This window comes from Exiguobacterium algae (assembly GCF_018617875.1).
In the GTDB taxonomy this organism is placed as follows: domain Bacteria; phylum Bacillota; class Bacilli; order Exiguobacteriales; family Exiguobacteriaceae; genus Exiguobacterium; species Exiguobacterium algae.
In genome coordinates this window covers 559,331-575,190 of sequence record NZ_JACSKZ010000002.1, presented here as the reverse complement: position 1 = coordinate 575,190, position 15,860 = coordinate 559,331, and the positions used below count along the sequence as shown (strand labels likewise).

The following is a 15,860-nucleotide window of genomic DNA, read 5'->3' as shown; positions in this document are numbered from 1 at the left end:
GAGTAGCCGCGGTCACGTACCGCGGTTTTTTTTGTATGCATATCATTTTTTATTTATTAATTGTAAAAACAGAGTGATGATGTTCTAAAATTATTTCATTCGTAAATCAGGTATATAATAAAAAATGATATGCACTATGAAAGGGGAAAATCCATGAAAACTTTAATCGAATACTTTGACATGAACACCCATAACCGTTCATTTTGTGGTGATACATTACACATTGAGCAATCAAGCAGATTATTAGGATGGGAAGGTGTTTTATTAGAGAAAGGGACTTCTCCTTACTTTTATCCAAAACATGTCGAAACACCTACTTTCTATTTTGCTCTTGAACTAACACAAAAATATGATATCAATGTTATCGATGAAGAAGGTACTTTTTCATCACAAGTACAACCGGATGACATTTGGTTCAATCCTCCCTTTACACCATTCACACATAACATTGAAGTACCTTGTGATTTTATTATCGTGACAATCACGCCAGAGCGAATGGAGCGTAGTTTCGGTAGTCCTTTACCCGATAAGTTACTCTTTTTGAACAACTACAGTTTAAAAGATCCGATTCTTTTGAAATTAATTCAACTTCTTTATTTAGAAGTGATTTCACCTACTAAGAATGGCACATGGTATATCGACCATATAGTCGCTCTCATATCAAATCACGTCATTCGTAACTACTCCAACTATAATTCCTTACAGTCTGAACGCTCTCCTGACTCTTTTCGTGAAGTAGATTTCAGGACTGTAGACAGCTATGTTGATGATCATATTTCAGAACCCATTCATATTGAACAACTTGCGGACCTTGTAAATATGAGTAAATTTTACTTTCTGAAAGAGTTCAAACAATTTACCGCTGTTACTCCTTATCAATACATTATTCGTAAAAAAATAAACTACTCGAAGCGGTTGCTCTCTGAAACATCAGATTCTATTACCTCCATTGCACTCGAACTAGGATTCAATGATACAAGTCATTTTTCAAGGACATTCAAACAGCATGAACAGCTAACACCCAAACAATTTCGAGCACAGGTTCAATAATTTACAAAATACTTCGCAATATAATGCAATCTATCTTTTTCCTATTTTTTTATACTAGATTCATAAAGAAAGGGAGAGTGATGGATTATGAAGAAGCGCATTTCGTTTATGTCAGAAGATTCAACATTGGTTGGTGACTTGTATTTACCTAATCACTTTGAAGAAGGGAAAAGCTACCCAACCATTGTGGTATCAGGTAGCTGGACGACTGTAAAGGAACAAATGGCAGGACTATATGCAAAAAAATTTAGTGAAGAAGGAATGATTGCACTCGCATTCGATTTTCGAAACTATGGTGAATCGGAAGGAGAACCTCGTTTTTATGAAGAGCCTTCTAAAAAAGTCGAAGACATCAAACATGCTGTTTCATATTTATTGACGCTTGATATGGTCGATGCCAACAAATTATATGCATTTGGCGTCTGTGCAGGTGCGATGTACACGGCGATGGCAACGGCAACTGATTCACGTATCAAAGCTCTCGCTACAGCTGCAAGTTGGCTGCATGATGCAGAAGCTGTCAAACTCTTTTATGGTGGGGAAGAAGGTGTGAGAGAAAAACGAGAAGCTGGTCAACGTGCATTAAAAACTTACAAGGAAACTGGTGTGATGGAATATATCGAAACAATCTCGACAACGAATCCTGATGCAGCCATGTTCGGAGAATATGACTATTATTTAAATCCGAGTCGAGGAGGAGTTAAAGAATGGTCGAATGATAAATTTGCTGTAGCCACATGGGAAGAGTGGCTCACACTCGATCCAATGCCCTATGCGTCAGTAATTACCGTTCCTACAATTATGATTCATTCCGATGGTTGTGTTTTACCTCAATATACAAAAAACTTTTATGACAATCTTTCGTCTGTTGACAAGCAGTTGATTTGGCTTGAAAAAGAAATCGCTTACCCAATGGAACATCAATTTAATTTCTATGATCAGGAAGAAGAAACGAACTTCGCTGTTTCACATATTGTCAATTACTTGTCAGAGTTTAAGAATTAAGGCGGTGAGATTTATGAAAGAATTGGAACAATTAATTACAGAAGTATTTATGGCTACAGATACGCATGAATGGGAAACATTAAAAAAATGCTTTACGACACCATTTACACTTGACTATGAATCGATGTCAGACCAACCACCGTCTAAATTAACTCCAAATCAGTTAGTAGAATCATGGAGTAATTTGATGCCGGGATTTGATTCCACACATCATCAAATTGGAAATATTGTCATCACAAAAGTTGATTCTGGTTTTCACGTTACTTGTTACGGAACAGCAACGCACTATATTCAAGATGCGACTCCGCAAACATGGTCTGTGTATGGGACATATGAGTTTGATATATGTGCAGAAAATCAGGTACTTCAAATCGAACGAATGAAGTTTCGGTATAAATTTCAAACTGGAAATACGAATCTTCCCACATTGGCTATCGAACGTATGAAGTCTTGATTTAATTATGTGAAAAACTGTTTCTGTTGTTCAAGGAGGTGCGTCATGTATCACAATCAAGTCGTTCTGATCACTGGAGCCAATCGTGGAATCGGTCTTGCTACTTCGAAGAAATTTTTGGAAGAAGGTTATACAGTCGTATTAACAAGTAGAGACGCAGTGAAGGGACGCCAAGTTGTCGAATCACTTGGAATGTATTCAAATCTTTACTTTTTCCAGCTAGATATATCAGATGATCAAAGCGTAGAAACGTGCATAGATAGTGTCATTCAAAATCTAGGTCGGATTGACATTTTGATTAACAATGCAGGCGTTCATTATGATCCATGGCAAAATCCTTTGAACGTGGATATGAATCAAGTTCTCGATGCGCTCAACGTCAACTCATTAGGTGCTTGGCGTATGAGCAATGCCACAATTCCGATTATGAAACGTCAACATTTCGGTAGAATTATTAATGTTTCAAGTAGTATTGGCTCCTTGACTTCAATCAGTGCAGATACTCCTGCTTATAGTTTGTCAAAAGCAGCTTTAAACATTGTCACAATCAAACTTTCTAAAGCTTTAGAACATACACCGATTTGCATCAATGCATTGTGCCCAGGGTGGGTTCAAACCGATATGGGTGGAAATCATGCTCCAAAATCGCCTCTCGAAGCAGCTGAAGATATCTATTGGTTAACCCAGCAAGATCATCTAAACGGAAAATTTGTTCGCAATCAAAATATTATTCCTTTCTGACGTACAATAGATTTAAAAAGAAAGGAAGCTAACAGAATGAATCGCCCTCTTAACGATAGAAACGTCATAAAAAAATTACACTTGAATTATCCCGTAAAAGTCGTACATGAAAACTCGACTTTTACGGTTTTTTATATGGGCAAATTTATGAGGGCTCTTATGCAAAAAAGACGTTCCTCTCATGGAGAAACGTCTCGTCTATCAGCGTTATTCACCGACCATCCCGTCACCGTCACGGTCGTCCATATACTGATACAACCAATGGTCACGCGTGATCGGCATCTCAAATCCGGCATTTTTAGCTTCTTTGATTGTCACTTGCCCGTTTCCGTCAACGTCGATATCGGATAAGTCTCGCTCCTCGACCGGTTCCGTCGTCACGTCAGGTGGAGAGTCGTCCGTCAAATCGAGCGATTCGTTCACTTCTTCTGGGTCCGCGTTATCATACGTATCCGTGACCGTATTGCCTCGTACGGTATACGTATATTGGTAGCGGGAAGGAATCTGTGTCGTCGTGTTCGGATAGGTAATGATGGCCTCAAAGTCTTTCGCACCGCCAGCCTTTCGAATGACATCTTCCATGAACGCCTGGTCCCCGTAGCGGTTGAGTGCACTGTTTTGTGGTGTGATGTTATAGGCGTTCGAGACACCACCGAGCGAATCGGCGATGATATGACCTTCATCGAGATTCGGGTCTTCGACACCTGGGACTTTCGCTTCGTCTGAGTAATAGCGTCCTGACGAATTAACGTCTTCGGTCTTATCGTCTTGAAGCGTGATTTCGTCGGCAATGACACGAATCAATTGACCATGCTCGTTCGTGAACGCCCAGTACTCACGGTCGCCGAAGCCGATATCGACGACGACATTCGCTTCACGTGTTCCGGACTGATCACCGCCATCGACCTCGATTTGTGTATAGCCTTCAAATAAATCTTCTTCCTGTTCAGGTGAAAGCGTCTCGGTTGTCTGTTCTTCTTGTGTCTGTTCCTCTTCGACGGTTTCTTCAGTCGACGTCGGGACGCTCACATCGGCATCCGTACAACCTGAGAGGAGCAGTACCCCAAGCAGGAATGGAATGTAAAATGGTATTCTTTTCATCTATCTCGCTCCTTATTCGAAGTTACGCTGTCTTATTTACTATGTAAATTATAATGATAGCATAAGAAAACAAGATGTGAGCGTCCCCCTTCAAAATGTGCCCGATGGATTCCTCTCATTTGTGGATTCAGAAAGCTTGTGCCAAGATTGAAAAAAAGGGGGAAGAACGTATGAACGAAGTGATTGAGACATTATTGAACCACCGTTCCGTCCGGGACTTCACGGACGAGAAATTAACAGATGAACAAATCCGAACCATCGTTGAGAGTGCTCAACGTGCCTCGACGTCCAGTTTCATCCAAGCCTACTCCATTATCGGAGTGACAGACCTGCAAAAGAAACAGCAACTGTCCGAGATTGCGGGAAATCAGGCTTATGTCGTGGAGAACGGTCACTTTTTCGTCTTCTGTGCCGACTTTCATCGCCATGAACTGATTGGGGAGCTACACGAAGAAGCGGTTCAAAAAACGCTCGAGACGGATGAGAAGTTACTTGTGGCCGTCATCGATGCGGCTCTCGCCTCACAAAACGCAGCAGTGGCGGCTGAGTCGATGGGTCTCGGGATTTGCTATATTGGCGGCATTCGCAACAATCTGTTTGCAGTCAAAGAACTGTTAGAGCTCCCGGAACGAGTCATTCCACTTTTCGGGATGGCCGTCGGGGTACCGGCGCATGTTGAAGTTCAAAAACCGCGGTTGCCATATAATCATATTTATCATGAGAACACGTATGATGCGAATCCTGACCGGATCAAACAGTCATTGACAGCGTATGATGATGCCATCCACGAATACTATCTGGTTCGCGGTTCGAATCGTCGGTTTGATACATGGACGGGCCAGATGGGACGTATGCTTTCTAAATCGATTCGTTTGGATGTGAAAGACTTCTTGAAGGCCCAAGGATTCTTGAAGCAATAAACAAACCGCCTGCAAAAGCAGGCGGTTTGTTTATTTTAGTTTAGATGAAGATTTAACCATGAGCGGTCAATCGCACCGAATTGTTTTGCGATGATGACTCCTGTTTCGTCCAATACATACGTCGTCGGCATCACCTGAATCCGATAGGCGTCCCCAACGGTCCCGTCAACATCGTAGACGACGAGAAAGTCGTCCTCATACGGGGAAACAAACGCCTTCGCGTCGTCAGGTTGACGCTCGCTCGTTGTCGTATTGATTGCGACGATGGTGACATCTTCCCGGTCCTGCGCAAAGTTCGCCATATCCGGCATTTCCGCCTGACACGGAGGACACCAGGATGCCCAAAAATTAACCACGACCCGTTGACCGCGTAATGATTCCAAGCTTACCGTGCTGCCATCCGTCCGCTGAAGTTCGAACGGGGGCGGCGTCTGGCCGATATTCAATCCAGTAGAGGTCTCAGTCTGTTGCGCGACTGAACCGGTGTCCTGGGGGAGAACCGCGTTGATGACGGCGAAAATGACTGCGATGCCTGCTGCCCATTGGATTACTTTCCGGGAAGGTTTTGAAACATATAGTGCGAGACCGAACAAGCCACCCCACAACAGGAGCCACCACCATGACGGCGTTCCGATCGCGTAAGATTTCATGAGCCAGATCCCGAACGCCCCGACAGCAGTCCAACAGATAGCCCCGAACGTGGGGTGATGTATCCAACGCCAGGTCAATCCAATCAAGAAGAGGATCAAACCGGCGCTCCATAAATGAACCGGTTGAGAGGGGAACGATAAAAATGCCCCGTATGTCGGGATGGCCACTGTAACGGCAAGCCATATGGTGAGCGCCGTGAACACCCAATACCCGCGAAGATTTGGAGAAAGGAGGTAGACGAGCCAAGTCACCACGCTAGCCGCAATCAGTAGCGACCAGATGCCGCCTGTCGCGAACAACGCCAACCGGAAGTCCCCGGTCGACAACAGGCCGATGAGGATTGCGCTCGCTTTCCATACGAGAAATCCAGTAAACCATGTACCAAGGATGGCATCACGTTGTTTGTTCGACAAGCCGAACCATTTTAAGCCGATATAAAGAATCAATAATGTACCCATGAACAAGAGTAAATCGATTCGAATCGTGAGTGGACCAAGCGAGACCACATCATCCCTCCTAGAGAAAAGGCGCCCAAGTTCATGGGCGCCTTTTTTATTTACAGTATAGCATTAGCCGATTTGTTCAGCATTGAGAACAGTCTTCATTGCAGAATAGCCACCGAGGATGTTTTGGATATCCTTATAACCAAGTGATTGAAGGACACTTACTGCCATGCGCGAACGCACTCCTGAAGCACAGTGCACTGCAATCGTTTGGTCAGTCGGGAGACTCTCGTGCTCACGCGCAAGCTTGCCGAGCAGGATGCGTTCTGCTTTTTCGTAATGGCTAGCGTTCCACTCTGTCTTGTTTCGTACGTCGAGGACGAACACTTCGCCTTTTTCAGCAGCTTCAATCGCTTGTTCTGCCGTAACGTCCGTGTATGTCTCTGTCAACAACTCTTGGCCGAGTTCTTCGACAGGGACGACGAAGCGAAGGCGGTCGAGACCGATTGATTGAAGGTCTGTTTGAATTTGGTCGACCTGATCGGCACTAGCGATCACCGTGATATCTTTGTCGAAGTTTACGAGCCAGCCAGCCCATGTCACAAATTTATTGTTGTAAGGGATGTTGATTGTTCCTGGAACGTGACCGTTCGCGAAATCATCGCCTTTACGCGTGTCGACGACTTGTGTGTCTTCGACGAGTGTATCGAGACGGTCTGACCCGACCACTTCAGGACGAGTGATTTCTGTCGTTACTTGAATGCCTTCTTTGTTGACTTTTTTCATCATTGCGAAGTAGTTCGGTGGCTCTGGTTGGTCCGTTGTCAACTCTTTGATGAACGCATCTTTGTCTGTCATTTGAAGCGCCCAGTTTGTCGCTTTCTCATAACCGACTGTTGAAGTTGGAACCGCGCCTAACGCTTTTCCGCATGCGCTACCTGCACCATGACCTGGCCATACTTGAACGAAGTCAGGAAGCGCCATGAATTTCTTGAGTGAGTCGAACATTTGCTCCGCACCGATTGCCGTCGTTCCTTTCACGCCAGCTGCTTCTTCAAGAAGGTCCGGGCGACCGATATCACCGACGAAGACGAAGTCTCCTGTGAAGATCCCCATCGGTTGTGTCTGGTTGCGGTCATATAGTAAGAACGAAATGTGTTCTGGTGTGTGACCTGGCGTGTGCATGACTTCAAGTGTGACGTTCCCGACTTTAAACGTATCGCCATCTTTGACGAGTTGTGAGTCGATTTCTTTCGCAAATGCGTACTTCCAAGAAGCGTCTCCTTCGTCAGACAAATAGGCTTTTGAGCCTGTACGCTTCGCAAGCTCGAGTGAGCCCGAAACGAAGTCTGCGTGGATATGCGTTTCAGCAGTCGCGACAATCTTCATGCCTTCTTTTTCTGCTTCTTTAAGGTATGGTTCAATGTTACGGGCAGGGTCGATGACAACCGCTTCTCCCGTCATTTGGCAACCTACCATATAAGATGCCTGTGCTAATTTCTCATCGTAAAAATAACGTAATAACATGTGAAATCCCCCTAAAAATTTATTGACGTAAAGTAATTTGTTGTGAATTGAATTATTCCACTTCGCCTTGCCAGCTCATCATACCGCCATCAACGTTGATGACGTCGAATCCGAGTGAGTCAAGGTAAGCTGATGCGTTCATGCTGCGTCCACCTGCTGCGCAGATGACGTGAATTGGTTTCGAGCGATCGAGCTCATCGACTTTTGCACCGAATTCAGAAAGTGGTACGTTTTTTGCTTCTTTGATGTGACCTCCAGCGTATTCATCACGCTCGCGTACATCGATTAAGTTGAGCGATCCGTCCGCTTTGAGTAACGATTCTAATTCAGTCGTAGTAATAGTCTTCATGAGTCTTTGATCTCCTTTTCATGTCTTAGGTTTTTGGCAACGAGAATGTTTCGTTGGCTTTAATATACCCCCTAAGGTATAATGAACGCAAGTAAAAAGAATTGGAGGGGATAAAGTGAAGAAAATCACCTTGTTATTAGGCGTTTTAGTCGTTTCTGCTATTTTTGTCATTGTATTTACATCGGAAAACAATGAAATAACGAAAATTAACGTAGAAACACTACAAAACAAATTGGAAAACGAGGAAATAACGTTACTGGATGTCCGGGAACCCGACGAATACGAGGGGGGGCATATCGAAGGAGCGGTGAATGCACCACTTTCTTCATTAGATGCGACAGATTTACCCTACGAGAAAGATGAACCGATCTACGTGATTTGTCGAAGTGGGAATCGAAGCGCACAAGCAGCCTCTTTATTGAAAGACGCAGGGTACACCGAGATTTATGATGTGTCCGGTGGCATGATCGCCTGGGAAGCGAGATAAGGAAGAAAGAAATGATACGGAGAAAAATGGAGGAGTTTACATGGAGTTAAGTTTTATCATCACAATCTTTTTGATTGGTTTCATTGGGTCATTTATTTCAGGGATGGTCGGAATCGGAGGTTCCATCATCAAATATCCGATGTTGTTGTACATTCCGCCACTTCTCGGATTTGCAGCCTTCAGTGCCCACGAAGTATCGGGTATCAGTGCAATTCAGGTCTTCTTTGCGACAATCGGCGGGATTTACGCTTACCGTAAAGGTGGATACTTAAATAAACAATTGATTTTATACATGGGTGTATCAATCTTGATCGGAAGCTTCATCGGTGGTTACGGATCGACATTGTTGTCTGAAACGACCATCAACGTCGTGTACGCCGTTCTTGCAACGATTGCGACGATTATGATGTTCTTGCCTAAACCACAAGTCGATGACCTCCCGCTGGATCAAGTTCAGTTCAACAAACTGATTGCAGCCGGGGCCGCCTTCACGGTCGGTGTAGCAGCGGGGATCGTCGGAGCGGCTGGGGCGTTTATTTTGATGCCGATCATGCTCGTTGTTTTACGTATCCCGACGAAAATGGCAATTGCGAGTTCACTTGCGATTACCTTCATCTCTTCAATCGGTTCGACGTTCGGTAAGATCATCACAGACCAAATCGTCTGGGAACCTGCCATCATCATGATCGTCGCAAGTTTGATTGCGGCACCGATTGGCGCAAATGTCGGAAAAAATATGCATACGAAAGCACTTCAATGGATTTTGGCGTTACTCATCTTGGCAAGTACGGTCAAGATTTGGAGCGACTTGATTTCATAAAAAAACACGAAAGGAGCGTTTGCTCCTTTCGTGTTTTTTGTATTTATTCTGCAAATGTTTTACTTCGGAACATGAAGGCCGTGATGACATAAAAGGCGATGATGTGAAGAAGGACATAAAAGATTGAGAACCAGATTGTCACGTCCATCATTTCCATGATGTTCGGTTCTTGGAAATAAACCGACAAATCGGTATGAAGGAAAACGACCCACTTGGCGATTTCAGGCTTCCACGCAATCAATAGTCCCCCAATCATACCGGATACAAAGTTTGCCAGGACAGTGAAACCGATGACGACACCGACCGATTTGAACACGACCGAGAACATCAGGGTCAGGAAGATGATAAAGATGGGACCAGTCACACTGAGGAGCGTGGTTCGAAGAACTTCCCATGTGACCGAACCGTCCAATGTAAGCGAGAAGGCGAACGCGACGATTAAAATGAAGAAGAATTGGGCGAACATGACAAAGGTCGACATGAGTAATTTCGATAATAAAATTCGGTCCCGCGAATAGGGGCTCATCAATAGATGTTTCAGTGTATCGAATTTCAGTTCGTTCCCGATCATCTCGGCAGTGAAGACGATGGTGAAGATTCCTAAAAAGGCAATCGCGGCCATCGTGCCGTAGTTAAAGAAATCAGCCGCTTCAGGCGAACCGTCACCACTGATCATGATGATATAGGTCAGTAAGATGACCGCGAAGTACATGGCGAGGGCGATGTACGGTTTGATTGTTCGACGCCATTTCATCCATTCATTGCTGAGTAATGAACGCATTGTTGGATCCTCCTTCTTTTTTCGTTAATTTTAAGAACTGTTCTTCAAGCGATTCGTGCTTCATTCCGATTTGGTAGATCTGAATGTCCCGGTCGACGAGTTGTTTAATTAGTCGCGGGATATCGGACTCCGGACGCGGGACGACGAACGTCTCGGCAGACTGTTGAATGATTTTTACATCATCAAACGCAAGTGCTGCAACATCGAGCGCTTCGTTCATCTGTGAGCGGTCGACCTTACATAAAATGACGCTTTCCGCACGAGTTTCTCCATCTTGGACCGATTTGATCTGACCTTGGTCGATGATGGCGAACCGGTCGGTGATCAGCTCCATTTCACTCAGGAGATGACTCGAAATCAAAATAGCGATCCCCCGGTGGTCGGCGAGATGGCGTAAGTAGTTTCTGAGGTCGGCGATTCCGGCCGGGTCGAGACCGTTTGTCGGTTCGTCCAGAATCAATACTTTCGGATTGTGCAACAGGGCGCGGGCGATTCCGAGACGTTGCTTCATCCCGAGCGAATATTGCTTCACTTTCATATCGAGCTTGCCGTCGAGACCGACGAGGGCACCGAGGGCATTTAAATCGACATTTTTTAAATGAGGAATCAGGTTCATCGCGTGGATCAGGTTTTCTCGACCGGACATGTACGGATAGAAGGCCGGATTTTCGACAATCGCCCCGATGCGACTGAGCGCTTCCTGCCGGTCCGTGGCAACATCAAATCCATCAACGGTCACTTTTCCGTGTGTGGCAGGCATTAGACCGGTGATAATTCGAATTGTCGTGGTTTTACCGGCACCGTTTGGACCGAGGAACCCGAAAATTTCTCCCGGGACGACTTCAAAGCTGACGTTCGTAAGTACCGTTGTTTTTCCCATTTTCTTATGGACGTTCTGTACGGATAACATGTAGTCACCTTGCTTTCTTTAATAGATTTTCTGATGCTCGACACTTCTATTACGACACAGCTTGAAATAAGGTTTCACTTTAATTTGAAACGGGTGAAAGAAATGAGGGATGACACAAATTGTTGATAAGCAAAACTTATTGAAATAGTATGGACGAATTGTGAATTTGTAAGGGTCTTTCGTGAAGGAAAGGTGTAGTATGAAGTTGAGCGTAAGAGGCAAGAATTGGTTTCGTTCACCGCCTACGGAGAAAGGTGAACTGCTTCAGGCTACATGTTAAAATGAAAGCGTTCACAGGTCGGACGCATCGGAATGGATAGGGGGATTTATTCAATGGGAGAGTCGTCGAACGGTCACGAGCAATCACAAGCATTTTATGGTCCTAACTTAGGCTACATCATTGAACTGTACGAACAATACTTAGAGGACCCGACATCAGTAGATGAGGAGACGCGTCGCTATTTTGACGAGAACGGGGCACCTGAATCGGCAACGCCAGTCACGTCGGGTGCAGTAGAGCCGGGATTTAATTTGGAAAAGGTGGTCGCGGCCACACGCCTCGTCAACGATATCCGTGCCTTCGGTCATAAAGCGGCAGACATTTACCCGCTCAAGGATCACCCACGCGAACAAGAGTTGTTCGAACTGTCACGATACGAGTTGACAGAGGATGATCTAAAACAGATCCCGGCACACTTATTGACAGAAGACGTGCCGAAGCAAGGGGCAAACGCTCTTGAATTGTTCCGTCATTTGCTTGACGTCTATACAGGCACCGTCGCAATCGAGCTTCGTCACTTGGACGACATGGAAGAAAAGAAATGGATTCGTCGCCGTGTCGAGCAAGGGGCGCTAAAAGCGAAGTTCTCTAAACAAGAAAAAATCGAGCTGTTCGAACGTTTGGCAGAAACAGAATTGTTCGAGTCGTTTCTTCACAAGACGTACGTCGGTCAAAAACGCTTCTCAATTGAAGGACTGGACGCCATGGTACCGCTCCTTGATTCGATGGTCAACGGGCTCATCTCTAGCGGTTCAGAACATATCAACATCGGAATGGCACACCGTGGACGCCTGAACGTCCTGGCTCACGTTCTCGGTAAACCGTACGAGATGATCTTTGCTGAATTCCAGCATGCACCGAACAAGGAATTGATCCCTTCGGAAGGATCGATCGGCATCAACTTCGGTTGGTCAGGCGATGTGAAATATCACCTCGGACTCGACCGGAGAATGCTCGAAGAACATAAAGAAGTCCGGATCAACTTGGCGAACAACCCGAGTCACCTCGAGTTCGTCGGATCCGTCGTCGAAGGATACACGCGTGCCGCACAAGATGATCGTTCTGAAAAAGGAACGGCAACCCAGCATGATGATAAAGCGGCATCGATTCTCATTCACGGGGATGCGGCTTTCCCGGGACAAGGAATTGTCGCGGAGACACTCAACATGACGAATTTGAACGGGTATCGAACTGGTGGGACGGTACATGTCATCGCCAACAACACGATCGGGTTCACGACAGACCCGAACGACTCGCGTTCGACGCGTTATGCGAGTGACATCGCCAAAGGGTACGAAATCCCAGTGTTCCACGTTAACGCGGATGACCCGGAAGCATGTATCGCGGTTGCAAAATTGATCAGTGAATACCGCGCCAAGTTCCATAAAGATATTCTCGTCGACTTGATTGGTTATCGCCGCTATGGGCATAACGAGATGGATGAGCCGATGAACACGAACCCGATTCTTTATAAAGCAATCAAAGGACATCAGTCGGTTCGTCACGTGTATGCCGCTAAGCTCGAAGAAGAAGGCGTGATGTCGAAAGAAGAGAAGGCGAAAATCGAGCAGTCCATTGAGGAAGAACTCAAGGCGGCACGTGACCTCGTTCCTTCGGAGGAAGAGGATTCGGATATCGTCTTACCGGAAGCCGTTCATAAAGGATTCCCTCAAGTCGACACGGCAGTTGAACGGGACTTCCTGACCCAGCTGAATAATGAGTTATTGGATTGGCCGGAAGGGTTCGGAGTCTTCCATAAACTCCAAAAAGTACTGGACCGTCGCCGTGAAGCATTCGGAGAAGGCGGAAAAGTGGACTGGGGTCACGCCGAAACGCTTGCTTTCGCATCGATCCTCTCAGATGGCACACCAATCCGGTTGAGCGGTCAGGATTCCGAGCGCGGTACGTTCGCACAACGTAATATCATGCTCAACGATGTCGAGTCTGGGAAAAAGTTCTCGCCACTTCATCAGCTCTCTACGGCGAAAGCTTCCTTCTCGGTATACAACAGCCCCCTCTCTGAAGGGTCAGTCCTTGGATTTGAGTATGGGTATAATGTATTTGCACAAGACACACTCGTGTTATGGGAAGCACAATACGGAGACTTTGCCAACTCGGCACAAGTCATGTTCGACCAATTCATCTCAGCGGGCCGAGCGAAGTGGGGTCAAAAGTCAGGTCTCGTCATGCTCTTGCCACACGGTTATGAAGGTCAGGGACCTGAACATTCGAGTGCACGCATGGAGCGTTACTTGACGCTCGCAGGGGAGAAGAACTGGACGGTCGCAAACCTGTCGACGGCAGCTCAATACTTCCACATCTTACGTCGCCAAGCGCAAATGCTCGATAGAGAAGAAATTCGCCCGATGATCATCATGACACCGAAGAGTCTTCTCCGTCATCCTCTCGCCGCTTCATCGGTTGACGAGTTGACAGACGGACACTTCAAACCGATCATCGAGCAACCGGGTCTTGGGGAAGATCCATCAAAAGTAGAACGACTCGTTTTCTGTTCTGGTAAGATGGCCATCGACTTGGCAGATGCAGTCGGGAAGTCTGAAGAATCACTCGACTTCCTTCATATCGTCCGTGTAGAAGAAATCTATCCGTTCCCGGTACGTGAGATTCGCGATATTATCAGCCGTTACCCGAACGCACGTGAGATTGTCTGGGTTCAGGAAGAGCCGAAGAACATGGGCGCGTGGACTTATATCGAACCGCGTCTCGAAGCGGTCACGACGAAACGTCTCGATGTTCGTTACATCGGTCGCCGCCGCCGCTCAAGTCCGGCAGAAGGAAACCCGACCGCACACAAACAAGAACAAGCACGCATCATCCGTGATGCTTTATCTCGTGACGTTGTCTCGAGTGGAGCAGGCACGAGCACATACCAAAAAGATCGTAAATAAGTTAAGGGGGAACTCGTTGTGATCGAAATCAAAGTACCGGAATTAGCAGAGTCCATTACGGAAGGAACGGTCGCGTCATGGCTCAAACAGCCAGGCGACCAAGTTGAAAAAGGGGAAGCCATCGTCGAACTGGAGACGGACAAAGTCAATATCGAAGTACCGGCAGATGAAGCGGGTGTGTTAGAAGAACAGCTGGCAGGAGAAGGGGACACGGTGCAAGTGGGCGAAGTCATCGCCCGTCTTGGTTCAGGGTCTGGCGGCGGTACAGCTGTCGCAACGAAAGCGAAGACCGAAACGGCTGCTGAAACGAAGACAGAGGCACCGGCTGAGAAAAAGACCGAGTCAGTCGAAGAAGGCAAGAAAGTCGAGAAGCGTGAAGAGCACGTCGCGAGCCCAGGCAAAGGCCCAATCGCAACGCCGGCGGCACGGAAGCTTGCTCGTGAAAAAGGAATCGACTTATCTGCCGTTCAAACGAACGATCCGATGGGACGCATCAACGTCCACGACGTTTCAAAACATGAAGACAAACCGGCTGTGAAAGAACAAAAGCCGGCCGCATCAGCACCTGCGCCTCAACCGGCAGCAAGCGGGAAAGAGGAAGAGCGCATCAAAATGACGCGTCGTCGTCAAACGATTGCGAACCGCCTCGTCGAAGTGCAACAAACGGCAGCGATGCTCACGACGTTCAATGAAATCGACATGTCAGCCGTGATGGCGCTTCGCAAACGTCGCCAAGAGAAGTTCGTGAAAGACAACGACGTCAAACTCGGCTTCATGTCCTTCTTCACGAAAGCAGCGGTAGCGGCACTCAAACGCATGCCATACTTGAACGCTGAGATTCAAGGGAATGAAATCGTCTTGAAGAAATATTATGACATCGGAATCGCCGTATCGGCTCCAGACGGACTCGTCGTTCCGGTCGTCCGTGAAGCGGATCGTAAAAACTTCGGCGAAATCGAGAAAGATATCCTCCACCTAGCGGACAAGGCCCGTAACAACAAGCTTGGGTTGAGCGACCTTACAGGTGGAACGTTCACGATCACAAACGGTGGCGTGTTCGGTTCACTCCTCTCGACACCAATCTTGAACGGACCACAAGTTGCGATTCTCGGGATGCACTCGATTCAACTCCGTCCGGTCGCCATCGATGCAGATACGATGGAAAACCGCCCGATGATGTATGTTGCCCTCTCCTATGACCATCGCATCGTCGATGGACGTGAGGCTGTAACATTCCTCAAACACATCAAAGAAATGATTGAAGACCCAGAACAGTTGTTGTTCGAAGCTTAAATCGAAAGCCAAGCACTCGTTCCCATTCAAGGGGGCGGGTGCTTTTTTGTTAAGGGTAGTACATAAAAACCTTTATATGGAATTTTATGATGGGTATATATGTTATTCTAAATAAAAGAAAACTATATAAAGGTCGTGA

General features: G+C 46.4%; 15 protein-coding genes. 9 read left to right on the top strand and 6 right to left on the bottom strand.

All coding sequences use genetic code 11. The features are described from left to right. Positions 1–153: 153 nt before the first annotated feature. The 4 genes from KNP03_RS08120 to KNP03_RS08105 all read left to right on the top strand — a co-directional run bounded on the left by KNP03_RS08120 (position 154) and on the right by KNP03_RS08105 (position 3,250). Positions 154–1,050 (top strand): helix-turn-helix transcriptional regulator, encoded by an 897-nt coding sequence (locus tag KNP03_RS08120; RefSeq protein ID WP_214827968.1) that lies wholly within the window; start codon positions 154–156, stop codon positions 1,048–1,050. Positions 1,051–1,137: 87 nt separating this feature from the next. Beyond that, positions 1,138–2,055 (top strand): alpha/beta hydrolase, encoded by a 918-nt coding sequence (locus KNP03_RS08115; protein WP_214827965.1) that lies wholly within the window; start codon positions 1,138–1,140, stop codon positions 2,053–2,055. A 13-nt stretch (positions 2,056–2,068) separates the two neighbouring features. Continuing rightward, on the top strand, positions 2,069–2,509 hold the full coding sequence (locus KNP03_RS08110) for a nuclear transport factor 2 family protein (RefSeq protein ID WP_214827961.1): 441 nt from the start codon (positions 2,069–2,071) through the stop codon (positions 2,507–2,509). A gap of 45 nt (positions 2,510–2,554) precedes the next feature. Then, positions 2,555–3,250 (top strand): SDR family NAD(P)-dependent oxidoreductase, encoded by a 696-nt coding sequence (locus KNP03_RS08105; RefSeq protein ID WP_214827958.1) that lies wholly within the window; start codon positions 2,555–2,557, stop codon positions 3,248–3,250. Between the two features lie 207 nt (positions 3,251–3,457). On the opposite strand, the gene KNP03_RS08100 is transcribed toward KNP03_RS08105, so the two are convergent. Beyond that, positions 3,458–4,351 carry a DNA/RNA non-specific endonuclease gene (locus KNP03_RS08100; RefSeq protein WP_214827955.1) on the bottom strand — a complete coding sequence of 298 codons (894 nt, stop codon included), beginning with the start codon at positions 4,349–4,351 and terminating at the stop codon, positions 3,458–3,460. A 170-nt stretch (positions 4,352–4,521) separates the two neighbouring features. Between KNP03_RS08100 and nfsA the strand changes: the two genes are divergently transcribed. Next, positions 4,522–5,271 (top strand): oxygen-insensitive NADPH nitroreductase, encoded by a 750-nt coding sequence (gene nfsA / locus KNP03_RS08095; protein WP_214827951.1) that lies wholly within the window; start codon positions 4,522–4,524, stop codon positions 5,269–5,271. A gap of 35 nt (positions 5,272–5,306) precedes the next feature. Here nfsA and KNP03_RS08090 read toward each other — a convergent pair whose 3' ends face one another. The 3 genes from KNP03_RS08090 to KNP03_RS08080 all read right to left on the bottom strand — a co-directional run bounded on the left by KNP03_RS08090 (position 5,307) and on the right by KNP03_RS08080 (position 8,241). Next, positions 5,307–6,428, bottom strand: a complete 1,122-nt coding sequence (locus KNP03_RS08090; protein ID WP_214827949.1) for a TlpA family protein disulfide reductase — start codon at positions 6,426–6,428, stop codon at positions 5,307–5,309. Between the two features lie 63 nt (positions 6,429–6,491). Beyond that, entirely contained in the window at positions 6,492–7,892 is a 1,401-nt protein-coding gene (locus KNP03_RS08085) for an MBL fold metallo-hydrolase (RefSeq protein ID WP_214827944.1), read from the bottom strand. 52 nt (positions 7,893–7,944) lie between these two features. Then, entirely contained in the window at positions 7,945–8,241 is a 297-nt protein-coding gene (locus KNP03_RS08080; RefSeq protein WP_214827943.1) for a rhodanese-like domain-containing protein, read from the bottom strand. 115 nt (positions 8,242–8,356) lie between these two features. Here KNP03_RS08080 and KNP03_RS08075 point away from each other — a divergent pair, with 115 nt between their 5' ends. Together KNP03_RS08075 and KNP03_RS08070 are read left to right on the top strand one after the other, a co-directional pair. After that, a complete protein-coding gene (locus KNP03_RS08075; RefSeq protein WP_214827942.1) occupies positions 8,357–8,728 on the top strand; it encodes a rhodanese-like domain-containing protein in 372 nt (123 codons plus the stop codon). A 40-nt stretch (positions 8,729–8,768) separates the two neighbouring features. After that, entirely contained in the window at positions 8,769–9,548 is a 780-nt protein-coding gene (locus KNP03_RS08070) for a sulfite exporter TauE/SafE family protein (protein WP_214827939.1), read from the top strand. A gap of 43 nt (positions 9,549–9,591) precedes the next feature. On the opposite strand, the gene KNP03_RS08065 is transcribed toward KNP03_RS08070, so the two are convergent. Beyond that, the gene (locus KNP03_RS08065) at positions 9,592–10,329 is read right to left on the bottom strand and encodes an ABC transporter permease (protein WP_214827936.1); all 738 of its coding nucleotides are present in this window, start codon (positions 10,327–10,329) and stop codon (positions 9,592–9,594) included. After that, positions 10,307–11,239, bottom strand: a complete 933-nt coding sequence (locus KNP03_RS08060; protein WP_214827933.1) for an ABC transporter ATP-binding protein — start codon at positions 11,237–11,239, stop codon at positions 10,307–10,309. The genes KNP03_RS08065 and KNP03_RS08060 overlap by 23 nt, the downstream gene beginning before the upstream one ends. Positions 11,240–11,572: 333 nt before the next feature. Between KNP03_RS08060 and KNP03_RS08055 the strand changes: the two genes are divergently transcribed. Both KNP03_RS08055 and odhB read left to right on the top strand, forming a co-directional pair. Further along, positions 11,573–14,428, top strand: coding sequence for a 2-oxoglutarate dehydrogenase E1 component (locus tag KNP03_RS08055; protein ID WP_214827931.1), 2,856 nt, complete (start codon positions 11,573–11,575; stop codon positions 14,426–14,428). An 18-nt stretch (positions 14,429–14,446) separates the two neighbouring features. Continuing rightward, on the top strand, positions 14,447–15,721 hold the full coding sequence (odhB, locus tag KNP03_RS08050; protein ID WP_214827928.1) for a 2-oxoglutarate dehydrogenase complex dihydrolipoyllysine-residue succinyltransferase: 1,275 nt from the start codon (positions 14,447–14,449) through the stop codon (positions 15,719–15,721). Positions 15,722–15,860 lie beyond the last annotated feature (139 nt).